The 15,195-nt window shown below is 72.0% G+C and carries 12 protein-coding genes; 10 read left to right on the forward strand and 2 right to left on the reverse strand.

Annotation, left to right across the window (positions count from 1 at the left end; translation table 11 throughout):
* The first annotated feature begins 32 nt into the window (after nucleotides 1-32).
* Nucleotides 33-1,247, forward strand: a complete 1,215-nt coding sequence (locus tag D7294_RS09520; RefSeq protein ID WP_120677582.1) for an NAD(P)/FAD-dependent oxidoreductase — start codon at nucleotides 33-35, stop codon at nucleotides 1,245-1,247.
* 55 nt (nucleotides 1,248-1,302) lie between these two features.
* On the opposite strand, the gene D7294_RS09525 is transcribed toward D7294_RS09520, so the two are convergent.
* Complete coding sequence (locus D7294_RS09525) at nucleotides 1,303-3,801, reverse strand: right-handed parallel beta-helix repeat-containing protein (protein WP_147450799.1); 2,499 nt, start codon at nucleotides 3,799-3,801, stop codon at nucleotides 1,303-1,305.
* A gap of 308 nt (nucleotides 3,802-4,109) precedes the next feature.
* Entirely contained in the window at nucleotides 4,110-4,778 is a 669-nt protein-coding gene (locus tag D7294_RS09530) for a FadR/GntR family transcriptional regulator (protein WP_241562227.1), read from the reverse strand.
* A gap of 300 nt (nucleotides 4,779-5,078) precedes the next feature.
* Between D7294_RS09530 and D7294_RS09535 the strand changes: the two genes are divergently transcribed.
* From D7294_RS09535 to D7294_RS09575, 9 genes are all read left to right on the forward strand, one after another.
* The gene (locus D7294_RS09535) at nucleotides 5,079-6,257 is read left to right on the forward strand and encodes a mandelate racemase/muconate lactonizing enzyme family protein (protein ID WP_120677588.1); all 1,179 of its coding nucleotides are present in this window, start codon (nucleotides 5,079-5,081) and stop codon (nucleotides 6,255-6,257) included.
* Complete coding sequence (locus tag D7294_RS09540) at nucleotides 6,254-7,288, forward strand: hydroxyacid dehydrogenase (protein WP_120677590.1); 1,035 nt, start codon at nucleotides 6,254-6,256, stop codon at nucleotides 7,286-7,288. The genes D7294_RS09535 and D7294_RS09540 overlap by 4 nt, the downstream gene beginning before the upstream one ends.
* Nucleotides 7,289-7,350: 62 nt before the next feature.
* Nucleotides 7,351-8,418: an aldo/keto reductase gene (locus tag D7294_RS09545; RefSeq protein ID WP_120677593.1), complete on the forward strand. Its 1,068-nt coding sequence runs from the start codon at nucleotides 7,351-7,353 to the stop codon at nucleotides 8,416-8,418.
* Nucleotides 8,415-9,896 carry a hypothetical protein gene (locus D7294_RS09550; protein ID WP_120677595.1) on the forward strand — a complete coding sequence of 494 codons (1,482 nt, stop codon included), beginning with the start codon at nucleotides 8,415-8,417 and terminating at the stop codon, nucleotides 9,894-9,896. The genes D7294_RS09545 and D7294_RS09550 overlap by 4 nt, the downstream gene beginning before the upstream one ends.
* Nucleotides 9,897-9,994: 98 nt before the next feature.
* Nucleotides 9,995-11,275 (forward strand): ABC transporter substrate-binding protein, encoded by a 1,281-nt coding sequence (locus D7294_RS09555; RefSeq protein ID WP_120677597.1) that lies wholly within the window; start codon nucleotides 9,995-9,997, stop codon nucleotides 11,273-11,275.
* 13 nt (nucleotides 11,276-11,288) lie between these two features.
* Nucleotides 11,289-12,200 (forward strand): carbohydrate ABC transporter permease, encoded by a 912-nt coding sequence (locus tag D7294_RS09560; RefSeq protein ID WP_120677925.1) that lies wholly within the window; start codon nucleotides 11,289-11,291, stop codon nucleotides 12,198-12,200.
* Complete coding sequence (locus D7294_RS09565) at nucleotides 12,197-13,039, forward strand: carbohydrate ABC transporter permease (RefSeq protein ID WP_120677599.1); 843 nt, start codon at nucleotides 12,197-12,199, stop codon at nucleotides 13,037-13,039. The genes D7294_RS09560 and D7294_RS09565 overlap by 4 nt, the downstream gene beginning before the upstream one ends.
* A 228-nt stretch (nucleotides 13,040-13,267) precedes the next feature.
* Nucleotides 13,268-14,005, forward strand: a complete 738-nt coding sequence (locus tag D7294_RS09570) for an SDR family NAD(P)-dependent oxidoreductase (RefSeq protein ID WP_120677601.1) — start codon at nucleotides 13,268-13,270, stop codon at nucleotides 14,003-14,005.
* Nucleotides 14,002-15,066, forward strand: coding sequence for an aldose 1-epimerase family protein (locus D7294_RS09575; RefSeq protein ID WP_120677603.1), 1,065 nt, complete (start codon nucleotides 14,002-14,004; stop codon nucleotides 15,064-15,066). The genes D7294_RS09570 and D7294_RS09575 overlap by 4 nt, the downstream gene beginning before the upstream one ends.
* Nucleotides 15,067-15,195: the final 129 nt, after the last annotated feature.

Here is a 15,195-nt window from a genome sequence, read left to right on the forward strand (position 1 = left end):
CCCACGAGAGAAACCCGAGAGAAAGCAGAACAATGAGCGGACAGCACTTCGACGTCATCGTCGTGGGAGGCGGCCCCTCCGGGTCGAGCACGGCGGCACTGCTCGCCAAGGAGGGCAGGAGCGTCCTCCTGCTCGAACGGGAGAAGTTCCCCCGCTACCACATCGGCGAGTCCCTCATCCCGGGCATGTGGCCCACCATCGAGCAACTCGGCCTGCGGGAGCGGCTGGAAGGGATCGGTTTCGTCAAGAAATACGGCGGCAGCCTGGTGTGGGGGCGCGGCCTGCCGCTGTGGCACTTCTCCTTCAAGGAGGGCGGCCCCTACCCCTACACCTTCCAGGTGCGCCGCGCCGACTTCGACCTGCTGCTGCTGACCCGGGCCAGGGAGCTGGGGGTGCGGGTGATCGAGGACGCCACGGTCAGGAACCCGCTGTTCCAGGACGGCCGGATGACGGGCGTCGGCTACCAGGTCCGCGGCGGCCCCCTGACCGAGGCGCACGCCGACGTGGTCGTGGACGCCTCGGGCCAGCAGCGCTGGCTCGGACGCTACTTCGACATGGTCGAGTGGCAGGAGGACCTGCGGAACTTCGCCGTGTGGGCCTACTTCCAGGACTGCGCGCGGGAGGAGGGGGAGAAGCAGGGCAACATCCTGGCCGAACGCAGGCCGGGCGGCTGGATCTGGTTCATCCCCTTCAGCGACGGCACCACGGGCGTCGGCTACGTGACGCCCACCAGGCTGCTCGGCGAGTCGGGGCTGAGCCCGGAGGAGCTGTTCGAGGAGCAGGTGGCGGCCTCGCAGCAGGTGTCGAAGATGGTCGCAGGAGCGAACCGGGTCAGCGGCTTCCGCACCATCAAGGACTGGTCGTACACCTGCTCCCGCTTCCACGGGCCGGGCTGGCTCGTGGTCGGGGACGCGGCCACCTTCGTGGACCCGCTGCTGTCCACCGGCGTGACGCTCGCGCTGCGCGGCGGCACCACGGCCGCGGCCACGGTGGCGCGGATTCTCGACGAGCCGGAGGACGCCGTGAAGGCGGGGGAGCGGTACGAGGAGGCCTACCGCCGGTTCGTGGACCGGCTGTTCGGCTTCGTGCGCGCCTTCTACGACCAGACGAAGGGCCGCGACGACTACTTCGACGACGCCCAGAAGATCCTGGGCAGCGGCGGGCCCTCGCCGCAGGCCGACTTCGTGACGCTGGTGTCGGGGCTCGCGGGCATCGAGGAGTTCTACGAGGGCGGGGAGTTCGTGTGAGCCGTGCCGCCACCCGGGCCCCGCGGCCCGGGTGGCGGCCGTCGGCCGGCGCGGCTCAGTCGCGCGGGCCGATGCCCTCCAGGGTGAAGGTGCGGTTCCACTCCTGCAGCCATCCGCGGCCGAAGCCGTCGGCGCCGGCCAGGGAGGAGGCGCGCGCGTCGAACCTGCCGGTCTCCGGGTCGAAGGCGAAGTCGGCCGGGTCCTGCCCGCTGACGCTCAGGGAGTCGAAGCCGGGGCTGAACGTGGCGACGGTGTCCCCGTCGGCGTCGTCGTTGTAGGCGAAGCCGCCGGTGGCGATCAGCACCGAGCGGGTCAGCACGTTGTGCGAGGGCACGTACACCGAGTCGGGGTTCTCCCAGACGTAGGAGTCGGTGCACTCGGCGGTGCCGACCTCGGTGCAGACCTCGCCCGAGGAGTCGGCGGGCACGTACCAGTCCCTGATGTTCGGGTACTGCCGCGCGTAGTGCCGGTACCAGCGCTCCACGTTGGCGGCGGTGTTGGTGAAGCCGGTGCCGTCGCCGGCCTTCAGCATGTCGTTGAAGCGCTCGATGACGACCTTGGCGTTGGAGACCGGCAGCCTGCGCCCGCCCTCGTGGTAGAGCTTGTCGTGGCCGACGGTCTCGACGTTCCGGAAGACGTTGTCCGAGGCGACGTTGCTGTGGCCCGAGTTGTAGAAGAGGCCGTGCTCCATGTCGGCGAAGTAGTTGTGGTGGACCACCATGCCCGACATGCCGTCGTCCATGTAGATCGCCTGGTTGTTGCCGGGCACGTCGCCGAAGTAGTTGTAGGAGATCTCGTTGTTCAGGTAGGTGAAGTCCCGGCCCGAGTAGATGATCCCCTGGTCGGAGGCGTTGGTGACCAGGCGCTCGAACCTGTTGTGGCTGATCACCATGTCGTTGCCCATGATCTGCACCGCCATGTGCGGGGCGTCGTGGACGTAGTTGTACCGGAAGGTGTTGCCGACGCCGTAGAGGTAGCCGGCCGGGGTGTAGGTGGCCAGCTTCGAGAAGTTGTAGATCTCGTTGTGCTCCACGACGTTGTCCCCGCGGGAGAGGGAGTCCCGGTCGCCGCCGGCGAGGAACACCCCGCCGCCGCCGAGGTCGTGCAGGCTGCTGTCGACCACCCGGTTGCCGTGGCCGCCGCGGCTGGTGGTGTACTCGGCGACCGCGGTGATCGCGTCGCTGGCCTCGCCGATGGTCACGGCGTCGAGGCTGACATTCTGGATCTCCAGGTGGTCGAGGGTGCAGGACTCGGCGTCGAGCAGCTGCACGCCGCTGCTGGTCGAGCCGTTGAACCTGAGGCCACGCAGCGTCACGCCGGTCACGTTCTCCAGCGAGAAGAACGGCTTGTCGAAGGAGGTCAGGGTGATGTCCTTGCCCTCGATCGTCCCGCCGGGCGGCAGGTAGTAGAGGACGTCGTTGCCCTCCCAGCGGTCGATGTAGTACTCGCCCTCGGTGTCGAGCTCACCGAGGACGTTCTGCGCGACGAACGAGGTCCACTTGTCGGTGGCGGCGTACATCGTGGGGTACTTGGTGCGCACGTTCCAGCCCGCGGCCTGGCCCTCGTCGTCGAGGCCCTCCTGGCCGATCGAGTAGATCCGCACCCGGTCGTTGCCGTAGTTGTTGCCGAAGTACCCGGCCAGCCAGCCGTCGGTCTCGTAGGTGGTGTTGTCGATGTCCCGTTCGGGCTGGTTCGTCGCCGACTCGGCGGACGGGTCGGTGGGCGGCGCCCAGGTCGTGTACCGCTCGGCGACCTCGGGGCTGGTGACGGTGTACACCGGCCCCGGCAGTTGCAGCATCTCCTCGTAGGGCAGCGTCGTGCCGTCCGCGGTCTTGTCGGAGAAGTAGTCGCGCGCGCCGCGGAACGGCTCGGCCACGCCGAGCGAGGTCTTGTCCATCGTGGCGTCGCCGTTGGGGTACTGCGCCAGCGTCTGGGCCTGGTCGTCGGTCATCAGCTCGGGGGCGAAGGGCTGCGCCTGCCAGTTGAAGCCGTTCTTGTTCAGCGAGCCGGTGGGTATGCCCTCGGCGCCCAGGTCGTAGACGTAGACCTGGTCGTAGACCGAGTCCTGGACCCGGGAGCGCGAGGACCACCGCGGGTCGTCGGCCGCGCTTCCGGTGAGGTCGGCCAGCCGCTGGAAGTGGGCCGGGTCCAGGGTCCTGGCGCCGGTGAACTCGACCTCCTCGCCCTGGTAGGCGGCGTAGGTGACATAGGAGTTGCCGGCGCCTTCGAGGGCGATGGTGCTCGACGTGTCGTACACGCCCTCGCGGATGTAGACCGTGCCCGGGTGGTGGGCGCTGGTGCGCCCGGCCAGGGCGTCCCGCGCCTCCTCCACGGTGGGGAACGGGTCCTCCAGGGTGCCGGCCGCTCCCTGGCGGCCGTCCGCCGAGACGTAGACGGTGAGGTCGTGGCCGCCTGCCGCGGCCTCGCCGGCCAGGGCGGAGGGGATCGCGGCCGTGGCGGCGAGCACCAGGGCGGCGGCGAGGGCGCCTTGCGCCCTCCGTCCCCGGCTGCCGCTCCGATGGGCGCGCTGGCGCCTTCCCGTGATTCTTCGCATGGTGCTGTCTTTCTCTCCGTTGAGGCTCGCGGGCCGGGGCCGCGGCTCCCGCGTCGGTGGCGGCCGGCCCGGCGGCATAGCACACGTCATACATGTGTTTTGTGATGACCGTAGTCCCGTGGGGAGGCGTATTTCAACGGTCGTGCGCCGGGCGGTTGTCGGCGGCGCCGGTGTCGCGCGCCCCGGCGGCCTGCCCGGGGGGCGCGGCGCGGGCGCGCGGGGCGCGGGCGCGTACGGCGGCCGGGCAACGCGTCAACCCCCGTGCGCCGGCACGGGGGTTGATGGGAATTCTCGCAGGTGGCGGCCGGTCAGGGCTCTCTCGGGCGGCGCCTGGCCCAGGAGTTGGTGATGTGCTCGCGCATCGCCAGGGCGGCGGCGTCCGCGTCCCCGGCCAGGATGCTGTCGTGCACCCGGGCGTGGGCGAGGTGCGTCAGCTCCAGGTCGTCGCGGGTGGGATTGCCGCTGTACTGGGAGGTGTGCAGCGCCCGGCCCTGGAGGCTGGAGACGATCGCCCGCCCGAAGGTGTCCCCGGAGATGCGGTGGATCAGGTCGTGGAAGACGATGTCGGCGGCGGCGTACGCCTCGGCGTCGTCGAGCAGCCCGGCCAGCGTGCGCAGTTGGGCGGAGAGCTGCGCCGCCTCCGCGGACGTGACGCGCCGTGCCGCCTCGGCGGCCATCGGGCACTCCAGCGTGGTGCGGATCTGGATCAGGTTGTCGAGGTAGCGCAGCCGGTCCTTGCGCTGGAAGAGGGCGTCGAGGATCTGCGGGTCGAGCAGGTCCCACTGGCTCTGGTCGAGCACGATCGTGCCCAGGCCCTGCCGGGCGGCGACCAGGCCCTTCTCGGCGAGCGCGGTGGTCGCCTCGCGTACGACGGTCCGGCTGACCTGGTACATCTCGCACAGCGTTCCGGCCGGCGGCAACGCGGTGCCGGCCGGATACTCCTCGGTGACGATGGCGGTGGTGAGGCTTCGGACCACGGCGGCGGCCAGCGGCGGCCGGTGCCGCGGGGGAGGGGCCGACGAATTCGGAGCTGAGGGCCGTGTGCTCATCGGGATTCTCCGTCGTTTCCGGGGTCCGCCATGCCCCTCCCGCGTGGCCCGTGGGCGGTCCGCGCCGTCACGCAGGGGAGTTCGGGAACCTCATACAGAAGTTGCCAGACTATCGCAGCTTAACCAAGGTCAGTCATATGATAAGTTACGACCTCGGCCGCGGGTCGCCGGCCGCCGGGTCGGCGGTCGGCCCTTGCCCGCCGCGCGTCGAGCGAGGAGCAGATGCCGATGAAAATCACGGGCTACCGCAGCCTCAGGACCGTCCACCGCTGGGGGCGTCCCGTCGGGGACGCGAACGGCTTCCTGGCCGGTGGCGTGACCGAGGTGCCGGTACTCCTGCTGGAGACCGACGGCGGGCTCACGGGCGTCGGCCTCGGCGCGCACGGGGACATCGCGCGCGTCTTCCCCGCCGTCGACGGCGCCGACCCCAGGGCGGTCACCGCGCTCTACGACCGCATGCTGGCCCACGTCTTCAAGAGCGGCCACGGCGGCTCCACCTTCGGCACCCTCGGCGCCCTGGACATGGCGCTGTGGGACCTCAAGGCCAAGATGGCGGGCGAGGCGCTGTGGCGGACCCTCGGCGCCCGGGACAGGTTCGTCCCCGGCTACGCCTCGGGGCTGGAGATCGCCCTGGACGACGAGGCGCTGCTCGCCCTCTACGAGCCCTGGGCGGAACGCGGCTTCACCGCCGCCAAGATCAAGGGCGGCCTCGACGTCGACCGCGACATCGCCAGGCTCACCGCCGTCTCCGGCCTGCTGAGCCGCAACACCCGCCGCCCCGCCCTGATGCTCGACGTCAACGAGAGCTGGGGCAGGCACCAGGCGGTGCGGCTGCTGGCCCGCGTCGAGGAGAGCGTCGACCTGACCTGGATCGAGGAGCCGGTCCGCCGCTGGGACGTCGCCGGGCACCGCGCGGTCGCCCTCGCGGCCCGCGCCGCGGTCGCCACCGGCGAGAACCTCACCGGCCTCGAACAGTTCTGGCCGCTGCTCGCCGGGGACGCCGTCGGCGTGGTGCAGACCGCCAGCGTCTGGGGCATCACCCACTTCCTGCGCGTCTCCGCCCTCGCGCTGGGCCGCGACCTCCCGGTCAGCCCGGTCGGCTACAACGTCAACCCGCTGGCGCACGCCGCCGCCGCGGTGCCCAACCACCTGGTCACCGAGGTCCAGGACCTGGCCCTGCCGGTCGGGCTCACGGCAGACCAGAGCGTGGAGGAGGGCGGCATCGTGCTCGGCGACGCGCCGGGGCTCGGCATCGAGGTCGACGAGGCGGCCATCGCCGCCCTCGGCGCCGCCCGCGAGGAGGCCGACTGGGCCCGCCCCGAGGGACCGCACGTCAGGCCCAAGGACGCCGGGCTGCGGCTGATACCCCGCCCCGTCCCCACCGCCCCCCTCGGGCAGGCGACATGAGCGGGCCCGGCGGCGCCCCCGCCCCCCGCGCGCCCCGCGGCGAAAGGCCCCGCGCCACCTTCGCGATGCGGCCCGCCTCCCTGCCCGGGCAGCTCTTCGCCCCCGCCACCCTGGAACGACTGCGCGGCCTGGTCGACCTCGACCCCGAACTCGTGCTCACCGAGTACGACTCGGACCGGGCCCGCGAGGCGCTGGCCGGCACCGAGATCCTGCTCGCCGGCTGGGGAGCGCCCCCGCTCACCCCCGCGCACCGGGCCCCGCGCCTGCGCGCCGTGGTCTACGCCGGGGGCGTGGCCGCGACCTGCCTGAGCGACCCGGCGGCCTTCGCCGCCCGCGGCCTGGCCGCCGCCAACGCCCGCGAGGCCAACGCGCTCCCCGTCGCCGAGTACACCCTGGCCATGATCCTGCTGGCCAACAAGCAGAGCTTCCTGGCCGAACGGCTCCACCGCGAGCGCCGCGGCCCCCTGGACCGCGAGCGCGAGCTGACCGACGCCGGCAACTACCGCCGCACCGTGGGCATCGTGGGCGCCTCCAGCGTCGGCCGCGCCCTCATCCGGCTGCTGCGGCCCTTCGACCTGGACGTCCTCCTCTACGCCCCCGAGGTGACCGAGGAGTCGGCCGCGGCGCTCGGGGTGCGGGCCGCGAGCCTGGAGCGGCTGATGCGCGAGAGCGACGTCGTCACCCTCCACCAGCCGCTCACCCCGCAGACGGCCGGCCAGATCGACGCCGGGCTGCTGGCCCTCCTGCGCGACGGCGCGACGCTGATCAACACCGCCCGCGGCGGGGTCCTCGACCACGAGGCGCTGCTGCACGAGCTGCGCACCGGCCGGATCTCCGCCGTGCTCGACGTCACCGACCCGGAACCGCTGCCGCCCGGCAGCGAGTTCTGGGACCTGCCCAACGTCCGGCTCACCCCGCACATCGCCGGATCCATGGGCCGGGAGCTGCACCGCCTCGGCGCGCAGGTGGCCGCCGAGGTCGCCCGCTTCGTGGCGGGCGAACCGTTCGCGCACCCGGAGGTGCTCGCGTGAGCCACCGGGAGCGACACGTGGAAGCCGCCCGCCGCGCGGCGGGCCCGAGCGCAGGAGGAACGGTGCGCGTACGCCGCAGGGGACGCGGCCCCGAGCTGACCGAACTCGGCTTCGGAGCCGCCCAGCTGGGAAATCTCTACCGCGCGACGACGGACGAGGAGGCGGCCGGGGCCGTGGCCGCCGCCTGGGAGGCCGGCCTCAGGTACTTCGACACCGCGCCGCACTACGGGCTCGGCCTCTCCGAACGCCGCCTCGGCGCGGCCCTGGCCGGGCGCCCGCGCGCCGAGTTCACCGTCTCCACCAAGGTCGGCCGCCTGCTGGTGCCCAGCCCCGGCACCTCCCACCTCCCGGACGAGGGCGGCTTCGAGGTGCCGGCCGCCCACCGCAGGACCTGGGACTTCAGTCGCGACGGCATCCTGCGCTCCCTGGAGGGCAGCCTGGAGCGGCTCGGCCTCGACCGGGTCGACATCGCCTACCTGCACGACCCGGACGACCACTGGGAGGAGGCCTCGACCAGCGGCATCAACACCCTGATCGAACTCCGCGAGCAGGGCGTGGTCGGCGCCATCGGCGCCGGGATGAACCAGTCCGAGATGCTCGCCGAGTTCGTCCGGCGCTGCGACATCGACCTCGTCATGCTCGCCGGGCGCTACACCCTGCTCGAACAGGGCGCCCTGGAGGAGCTGCTGCCGCTCGCCCTGGAGCGCGGCGTCGGCGTGGTCGCCGCAGGCGTCTACAACTCGGGCCTGCTCAGCGCCCCGCGACCGGCCGCCGACGCCACCTACAACTACCAGCCGGCCTCCGCCGGGCTGATCCGCCGGGCCCACGCCCTGGCCGACCACTGCGAGCGGCACGGCGTCACCCTGCCCGCCGCGGCCGTCGCCTACCCGCTGCGCCACCCCGCGGTCGTGTCCGTCGTGCTCGGCACCCGCGACGCCGGCCAGCTGAAGGCCAACGTCGCCCGTTACCACACCCCGATCCCCGAGGAACTGTGGGAGGAGCTCGCGGCGGCCGGCCTCATCCCCGCCCCCTCCGCAACTCCCGCGCCCCCCGCGCCCGCCGCATCCACCGCACCCCCGGCCGCCCCCGCGGCCGACAGCACCCGCGAACGCCGAGGAACACTCCCATGACCCCCTCCGACCCCCGCGAAAGCCCGCGCGCGCACGCCGCGCGGGCCGACGTCCCCGACGTGGCCGCCCTCGCCAGGTGGCTGCGCTCCTGGGTGACGGAACGCGGCGCCATCAACGGCTTCCACAACCACAGCGTGTGGGGCACCAACCCCTTCACCTTCCTCGACTTCACCAGCGGGCACGCCGCCTTCTCCGCGCCCGCGCTCGGCGGCCTCGCCCAGGCGCTGGCCGCGCGCGAGGACGAGCGGGGGCTGGCGCTGTGGCGCTCGATGATGCACTACCAGTCCCACGCGCTGCAGCCGGACGGGCAGTACCGGCACGTCGGCTTCCAGGTCGGCGAGTCCGCCACCTCGGGGCTGATCCACAACGCCGTCGGCAGCCTCGGCCTGCTGCTCGGCCTCACCCACGCCCGGCACCTGCTGCCCGCGGACGAGGTCGCGCACATCCTGGCCACCGTCCGGCGCAACCTCGCCGCCTGCGAGGTCTACGGCGGCGGGCGCCCGGACGAGTCGGGCACCTGCAACCAGGACTACGCCAGGGTCTGGGTGAAGCTGCTGTACACGCAGCTGAGCGGCGAGGACCACTTCGCCGCGCAGATCCCCGAGGACCTCGACGCCCTCATCGCCCTCTACCACCACCGCGGCGTCCCCGACGAGGACAGCGCCGGCGCCTTCCGCACGGTCCAGGACCGCGAGCGGGGCGGCATCCTCGAACCCGCCGAGTACTACGGCCTGATGACCGCGCCCCTGGTGCTGGCCTCCCGGGTGCTGGGCGAGCCGCGGTACCTGGCGGAGGCGCGGCGCCTGTGCCGCCACGTCGCCAGGTCGGCCTGGACGGACGAGGACGGCCTGACCCGCTTCCACCGGTACTGGTACGTCAAGAACCGCCGCGCCCACCGCACCGACACCCCGATGCTGATCGCGGGCATGGGCCTGACCCTGTACGGCGTCGGGCAGGTCCTCGCCGAGGGCGAGGACCCGGAGCTGGCGGACTTCCTCGCCCGCTGCCTGCGCACCTACGCCACGCACCAGACGCCCGCGGGCTACTTCACCTCGGCCACCGGCTGGCACAACGAGGCGGACGTCGCCCCGAGCACCGCCTGGCACGCGCACGACCTGATGTTCCTGGTGGACGCGCTCGGGTGCGGCGAGTCCTTCTGGGACGAGGTGTTCGCCGTGCACGACCGCCAGTCGGTGCTGCTGAGCGACCGCGCCTTCTGGGCGGAGGACGGCCCGCACTGGTGCATCCTGAGCCCGCTGACCGCGGGCGACCTGCACATCTACGGACGCAAGGACCGGGACACCTTCACCCGCGAGTTCTTCGCCTGGACGGATCGCGAGCCGCTGCCGGAGGAACTCCGGTACCCGTCCGCGCCGATGTTCTTCGTCGCCAACGACGGCATCCACCGCGTCGACGAGAGCGACCGGCCCACCGACGTCTCGGTCATCGGACCCCTGCCCTACAAGGGCCCCTTCTGAACGTCCAGCACCCCCTACCTCTACCGATCGATATTCACCTTTCTTCCCCCCTTTTTTTCGTCTTCGTCCTTTCGGAAGCGAGCGCATAGGAGACAACGATGTCAGTACTGAGATGGGGACGCGGGCACATCGCCCTCGCGGCCGGAACCGTCTCGCTTCTCGCCCTCGCCGGGTGCGGGAACGGCGGCTCCTCCGGCGGCGGCAACGCGGACGGAGAGGTCGGCGGCGAGGTCCGCATGCTGGTGAACCTCACCGACAACCTCGACCAGTCCTACTGGGAGGACCTCGTCGCGCCCTTCGAGGAGGCGACGGGCGTGGACGTGAAGATAGAGGGCCCGACCGGCGCCAGCGTGGCCGAGACCTTCCCCCAGCAACTCGCCGCGGGGAACGCCCCCGACGTCATCCAGTCGATCTTCCCCGACGACGACACCATGCCCCAGCTGCTCGACCTCAGCGACCTGCCCTGGGTGGAGGGCACCCCGATGGTCGACGACTACGCGATCGACGGCGCCCGCTACGTCGTGGGCATCGGCTCGCAGACCCAGTCCCTGGTCTTCTACAACAAGACGGCCTTCGAGGAGGCGGGGATCACCGAGACCCCCACCACCTGGGACGAGTTCACCGAGGACCTCGGCAGGCTCAAGGACGCCGGCTACACCCCGATGCAGACGGCGGGCCAGTTCGAGACCGGCCTGCAGCTGCAGCAGCTGTTCCACCCCACGCTCAACACCAGCCACCCGCAGTGGCAGTCCGCCGTCGCCGACGAGGAGCTGAGCGCGGGCGAGGCGTACCTGCCGATGTTCCAGCACTACGCCGACTGGCTGGACGCCGGCTACATCGCCCAGGACGACGTCGGCCTCGACCCCTCCAGCGCGGACGGCAACTTCATCGGCGGCCAGGTGGGCGTCTACCCGCAGGGCAGCTGGTTCGTCGCCACCCTGGAGGACGCCGGCGAGCTGCCCTTCGAGGTGGGCGTGTTCTCCCCGCCGGTCGACGCGGGCCAGGACTACCCGGGGCCGCAGGGCGCCACCATGGCCGACCCCTACATGATCAACGCCGCCACCGGCAACATGGCCTCGGCCCAGGCCCTGGTCGAGTACCTGGTGACCGACGAGACCGCCATCGAGACCCAGCTGAGCGCCGACGGCGTCTTCCGCCAGGACTCCGGCGTGCAGCAGACCCCGATCGGCGAGCAGGTCCAGCAGATCCTCGACGAGGCGCCGGAACTGGTCGCCGTGGGCGAGGGCTTCGGCGACACCAGGCTCCCCGTCACGGGCTTCAACCCGAAGTTCACCGAGATCGTGCAGGGCCTGTACACGGGGCAGTCGCCGCAGCAGGCCGCGGACGCCCTCGACGACTGGATCAGCGAGAACCGCTGAGATGGCCAGGATCATGACGAAGCGCACGGCGCCCCGGCGGCGCGTGTGGCGGGAGGCGACCGTGCGCGCCGGCATGGTCGTCCCCGCCCTCGTCCTCTACGTCGGCCTGCTGGTCGTGCCGGTCGGGTACGCGGTCTACTACAGCTTCACCGACTACAACGGCTTCCCGAACCAGGTGCCGGAGTTCATCGGCTGGGACAACTACAAGCGGGTCTTCCAGTCCTCCGACATCACCGACTCCATGGTGGTCACCGGCACGGTCGCCCTGGCGGGCGCCGTGCTGGTGAACCTGGCCGCCCTCGGGCTCGCGCTGCTGCTCCAGCAGACCAACCGGTTCAACACCTTCGGCCGCGTGGTGATGTTCTACCCGCACGTGCTCAGCGCGCTGGTCGTCGGCTTCCTGTGGCAGGCGATGCTGGGCCCGCAGGGCGTGGTGAACACCATGATGGACAAGGTCGGCCACTCCTCGCTGCCCTTCCTCTCCAACCCGACCTGGGCCCTGTGGAGCATGATCTTCGTGATCGCCTGGTCCCTGTTCGGGGTGCAGCTGGTGCTGTACCTGGCCGGGCTCCAGACCATCCCGGCCGACCTGATCGAGGCGGCCAGGATCGACGGCGCCGGCCGGTGGCAGACCTTCCGCGCGGTGACCTGGCCCGCCCTGGCGCCCACGGTCACGGTCGCGATCATCACCTCGGGCATCTCGCTGCTGAAGACCTACGACGTGGTCGTCTCGCTCACCGGGGGTGGCCCCGCCGGGTCCACCCAGACCCTCGCCTACTCGATCCTCGCCGTGTCCTTCCCCGGCCGGAAGATCGGGCTGGCCTCGGCCGAGGCGGTGGTCCTGATCATCGCCGCCGCGGTGCTCGCGTTCACGGTGCTCGCCCTGCGGCGGCGGGCGGAAGAAGGGGCGGAATCGATCGGATGACTCGCTCACCCCGCCTGGCGGCCATGGTGCGGATCGCGTTCCTCTCCGTGCTCTCCGCCGCCATGCTCATCCCGATGTACATATTGGTCATCAACGCGTTCAAGAGTCAGCAGGACATCCTCAAGAACCCGTTCACGATCGACCTGTCCGCGGCCACCACCGAGTACCTGACGGCCGCGTGGAACAACCCGGACTTCAGCATCCCCAAGGGCTACCTCATCACCCTGGGCCTGGTCGCCTGCGTCAACGTGATCTCCATCGGCCTGTGCGTCCCGGCCGCCTACGTGCTGGCCAGGACGCCCAAGCCGCTGTTCCGGCTGATCCTGATGTTCTTCGTGGCCGGCATGTTCATCCCCACGCAGGTGATCCTCATCCCGGTCATCTTCGTGCTGCGCAGGCTGACCCTCATGGGGACCTTCCCCGGGCTCGTCCTGTTCATGACGGCGACGACCATCCCGTTCACGTTGTTCGTGTTCACCGGCTACATCAGGGTGCTGCCCCGGGCCCTGGACGAGGCGGCGGCGATCGACGGGGCGGGGCGCTGGTACACGGTGTGGCGGATCGTCTTCCCGCTGATGCGGCCGATCGTCGCCACCGCCTTCATCCTCAACTCGCTGAGCGTGTGGAACGACTTCGCCAGTCCCCAGGTCATCCTCGGCCCGGGCAGCGGCATCTACACCGTCACCACCGGCGTGTACGCGGCGGTCGGCCAGTACTCGGCCGACTACACGAAGGTCTTCCCGACGCTGCTGCTCGCCGTCATCCCCATCCTGATCATCTTCGTGGCCATGCAGCGCCACATCATGCGCGGGCTCGCGGCCGGATCGATCAAGGGCTGACCCGGCCGCCGCCCCCCGCGCACATCACGGCCCCGTAGGAGACGCGGGACCCGCTCCTGGAGGTGTCAAGACTGTGAAACCCGAGATGCCCGGGATACCCCGGACGCCCGAGCCGGCCGGCCCGGCGCGCGTCCCAGGACCCGCGCCCGCCTTCGGCCACGAAGGCGTCCCCGGCGACGGAGGCGTCCCCGGCCACGGAGCCGGCCGCCGGACCGCGGGAGGCGCGCGATGACCGCCGCGCTGGTCACCGGCGCGGGCGGGGGGCTCGGCAGGGCCATCGCCGTCCGGCTCGCCGCCGACGGATACGACGTCGCCGCGCTCGACATCGACCCCGAGTCCCTGGCCGGGACCGTGGCCGAGATCGAAGGGGCCGGGGGCCGTGCCCTCCCCCTGGAGGCCGACCTCGCCGACCCCGCGGCCGTGGAGGCGGCCGTCGAGCACACCGCCGCCGTGCTCGGCACGCTGGGCGCGCTCGTCAACAACGCGGCCGTCTACCCGGCCACGCCCTTCCTGGAGGTCGAACTCGCCGAGTACGAGCGGGTGGTGGCCGTCAACCAGCGCGCCTACTGGGTGGCGGCCCAGGCGGCGGCCCGCCGGATGGCCGCCGCACAGGGCGGCGCCATCGTCAACATCGCCTCGATCACCATGCACGGCGGCTGGTCCGACCTCGCCGCCTACGTCTCGACCAAGGGGGCCGCCGCCGCGTTCACCAGGGCCCTGGCGCGCGAACTGGGCGTGCACCGCATCCGCGTGAACGCCGTCTCGCCCGGTGCCTTCCCCACCGCGGCGGAGGAGATCCACCCCGACCCCGAGGGCTACGAGCGCTTCGTGCTGGACCGGCAGGCCCTCAAGCGCCGCGGCCGCCCCGAGGAACTGGCCGCGGTCGTCGCCTTCCTGCTCGGCCCCGACGCCTCCTTCGTCACCGGGCAGTGCCTCGAAGTCAACGGAGGGTGGGTGATGGCGTGAACCTCAACGGACGCGCACTCGACCGGGCCGCGCTGGCCCGTCTTGCGGGAGACGTCGGCGCGGCCGGCGGCGTGCGGGCGGTCGTCCTGGACGACGGGGCAGAACGCGGCATCCGCGCCCTGGAGTTCCGCACCGGCGGCGGCCTGAACTTCGACGTCCTGGTGGACCGGGCGATGGACCTGGGCAACGCCGAGTTCCGCGGGCAGGGCTTCGGCTGGCGCTCCGCCACCGGCTTCCGGCACCCGGGACTGCACGAGTACCGCGACGAGGACGGCCTCGCGATGATGCGCAGCTTCTCCGGGCTGCTGGTCACCGCGGGCCTGGACCACACCCTGTTCACCGCCGAGGTGGACGCCTCCCGGTACCGCTACCCGCACCGGGCCACGGTCTGGAACGGGCTGCACGGCCGGGTGGCCAACATCCCCGCCAGGCTGCTGGGTTACGGCGAGCGGTGGACGGAGGACGGCGGCTGCGTGCTGTGGGCCGAGGGCGAGGTGCGGCAGGCGGCGATCTTCGGCGAGCACCTGCGGCTCACCCGCAGGATCGAGGCCGACCTGGGCGGCGCCGAGATCCGTCTCACGGACACGGTGCGCAACGCGGGCTTCGACCCCACGCCGCACATGTACCTGTACCACATCAACGTCGGCTGGCCCTTCCTCGACGAGGGCGCCCGCTACGAACTGCCCGTGGAACGCACGCTGTGGCAGTCGGACAGCGTCGCCGAACAGGGCGTCTCCCACGTGGAGATGCCGGCGCCGCAGCCCGGCTTCGTGGAGCAGGTCTACGAGCACGTGCCGGTCGCCGACGCGGCGGGCCTGGTGCGGCCACGGCTGGTCAACGAGCGGCTCGGCGTCTACTTCGAGCTGGAGTACGACACCGCGGAGTTCCCCGCGTTCTTCCAGTGGCTGCACCTGCGGGAGGGCGCGTACGCGGTGGGCTTCGAGCCGTCAACCCACCACGTGGCGGGGGAACTCGCGGCCCGCGAGGACGGCTCGATGACCTTCCTGGAGCCGGGGGAGGAACGCAGCTACCACACGGCCTTCCGGGTCGGCACGCTGTGAGCCGCGGGCCGGCCGCCCCGGCGGGGGGACCGGGCGCCGCCACGGCGCCCCGCCCGGCCCGCCGGGGCCGCCGGCCCCGCGGAACCCCGGGGAGCCGGCCCGCCCCCGGCGGCGCCTGGACCCTGGCGC

Source organism: Streptomyces hoynatensis (assembly GCF_003626535.1).
GTDB classification, from domain to species: domain Bacteria; phylum Actinomycetota; class Actinomycetes; order Streptomycetales; family Streptomycetaceae; genus Streptomyces; species Streptomyces hoynatensis.

Bases quoted from the DNA above. Each gene is read 5' to 3' on its own strand.
- D7294_RS09525 (WP_147450799.1), bottom strand. From the start codon at position 3,801: ATGCGAAGAATCACGGGAAGGCGCCAGCGCGCCCATCGGAGCGGCAGC.
- D7294_RS09560 (WP_120677925.1), top strand. From the start codon at position 11,289: ATGACGAAGCGCACGGCGCCCCGGCGGCGCGTGTGGCGGGAGGCGACC.
- D7294_RS09555 (WP_120677597.1), top strand. From the start codon at position 9,995: ATGTCAGTACTGAGATGGGGACGCGGGCACATCGCCCTCGCGGCCGGA.
- D7294_RS09570 (WP_120677601.1), top strand. From the start codon at position 13,268: ATGACCGCCGCGCTGGTCACCGGCGCGGGCGGGGGGCTCGGCAGGGCC.
- D7294_RS09520 (WP_120677582.1), top strand. From the start codon at position 33: ATGAGCGGACAGCACTTCGACGTCATCGTCGTGGGAGGCGGCCCCTCC.
- D7294_RS09540 (WP_120677590.1), top strand. From the start codon at position 6,254: ATGAGCGGGCCCGGCGGCGCCCCCGCCCCCCGCGCGCCCCGCGGCGAA.
- D7294_RS09565 (WP_120677599.1), top strand. From the start codon at position 12,197: ATGACTCGCTCACCCCGCCTGGCGGCCATGGTGCGGATCGCGTTCCTC.
- D7294_RS09535 (WP_120677588.1), top strand. From the start codon at position 5,079: ATGAAAATCACGGGCTACCGCAGCCTCAGGACCGTCCACCGCTGGGGG.
- D7294_RS09550 (WP_120677595.1), top strand. From the start codon at position 8,415: ATGACCCCCTCCGACCCCCGCGAAAGCCCGCGCGCGCACGCCGCGCGG.